Source organism: Variovorax sp. 20P10.2.4 (genome assembly GCF_058244205.1).
This window is the reverse complement of record NZ_JBZAYE010001031.1, coordinates 1-1,707: the sequence shown is the minus strand read 5'-3', so window position 1 is coordinate 1,707 and position 1,707 is coordinate 1. Positions and strand designations below refer to the sequence as shown.

2 protein-coding genes are annotated in these 1,707 nt (G+C 73.6%); both read left to right on the top strand.

All coding sequences use genetic code 11. The annotated features are described in order from the left end of the window. Positions 1–502 (top strand): hypothetical protein (locus AC27VN_RS40715; RefSeq protein WP_490880398.1); only part of this gene is annotated, 502 nt, incomplete at its 5' end. A 116-nt stretch (positions 503–618) separates the two neighbouring features. Further along, on the top strand, positions 619–1,605 hold the full coding sequence (locus AC27VN_RS40710; RefSeq protein ID WP_490880397.1) for a tripartite tricarboxylate transporter substrate-binding protein: 987 nt from the start codon (positions 619–621) through the stop codon (positions 1,603–1,605). Positions 1,606–1,707: the final 102 nt, after the last annotated feature.

The window sequence follows — 1,707 nt, the reverse complement described above, 5'->3', positions numbered from 1 at the left end:
CAGCATCTACCAGTACTTCCACGACCAGCAGGACCTGTTCTTCCACATCCGCGGCCGCGACATGGACAGCGCCACCGAGCACCTGCGCCAGGCCATCGCGCGCACGCGCGATCCCGCGCGGCGCGTGCACAAGCTGTTCATGGCCACCGCCGACCACTGGCTCGCGCACATGGAGGAGTTCCTCGAGATCTTCCCGGCACCCAGCCTGCGCGAGCCGCCACCGCTCGACAGCGAGGGCCGGCCCTTCGGCCGCTCGCGCGCGGTGGTCGACAGCCTGCAGCTCTACTACGACACGGTCGATGCCTTCTTCGCCACGCTGCCGCGCCCGCCGCTGTCCTCGCGGCTCGCGGCCGACACGCTGCTGGCCTCGGTGTTCGGCACCATCGCCTTTCCGTGCATGACGCGCACCATGGCCTGGTCGGACACGCGCGCGATGGTGTCGCAACTGGTCGAGGCGATGCTCGCGCAGTGGGCGGCGAAGGGCGCGGCGCGCGCGCGTTGAACGGCAGGGGGCGCCGAACGATCGGTGCCCAAATCCGGCGTCCTTGCGGTTGAGCCCGCGCGGCGTGCGCCGAACAATCCGGCCACCCTCCACTCGGCCCCTTCGCCCCGCACGCCATGAAGCCCGCCTCCCTTCGCGCCCTCGCCGCGCGCCTCCTCGTCGCCGCGTCGGTCATGGCGAGCTGCACGCTCGCGCTCGCCGACACCACGCCGCTGCGCATCCTGGTCGGCTTCCCGGCCGGCGGCTCCACCGACCTGATCGCGCGCCAGCTCGCGGCCGGGCTGCAGACCGAGCTGGCGCGGCCGGTGGTGGTCGAGAACCGCGCGGGCGCGGGCGGCCAGATCGCGGCGCAGGCGCTCAAGGCCGCGCGGCCCGACGGCCACACGCTGTTCCTCTCGAACGGGCACACGGTGTCCATCGTGCCGGTGACGATGGCGAATCCGGGCTTCGATGTCGCGAAGGACTTCGCGCCGGTGGGCCTCGTGACTTCGAACCCCGACGTGTTCGCGGTCAATCCCGCCGTGGTCGGCACGGGCGTGACCGACATCCGCGGCTTCGCGGCCTGGGCGCAGGCCCATGCCGGCCAGAACAGCGTGGGCGTGCCCGCGCCCGGCAGCGGGCCCGAGTTCGCGGTCGGCGTGCTGGGGCGCGCGCTCTCGACGCCGATGACGGCCGTGCCCTACCGCGGCGACGGCCCGCTGGTGCAGGACCTCGTGGCCGGCCAGGTGCCCGCGGGCATCGGCGGCGTGGGTGCGATCCTGCCCTACGTCGAGAGCGGCAAGCTGCGCCTGCTCGCGGTCAACGGGCCCGAGCGGATCGCGCGGCTGCCCGAGGTGCCGACCTATGCCGAGGCCGGCATCTCGGGCCTCGAGGAGATGATGTTCACGGCCGTGTTCGCACCGGCCGGCACGCCCGCCGCGCTGCTGCGCCAGTACAACGCGGCCATCGCCAAGGTGGTGAATGCGCCGGCCTTCGCGCAGAGGATCGCCAGCCTCGGCGTGACCGCGGCCACCAGCACGCCCGAGGCGCTCGGCCTGCGCGTGGAGAGCGGGCGCGCCGCCTACGGCCGGCTCGTGAAGACGCTCGACTACAAGCTGCAGTAGCGGCCACGGCGTGGCGCACGCGCGCGGGCCGCGGCGTCGATCAGGGCAGAATCCCCTGCGCCGCGCCGGTCGGCCCGCCTGTCCATGCCGCCTTCCTCGCCT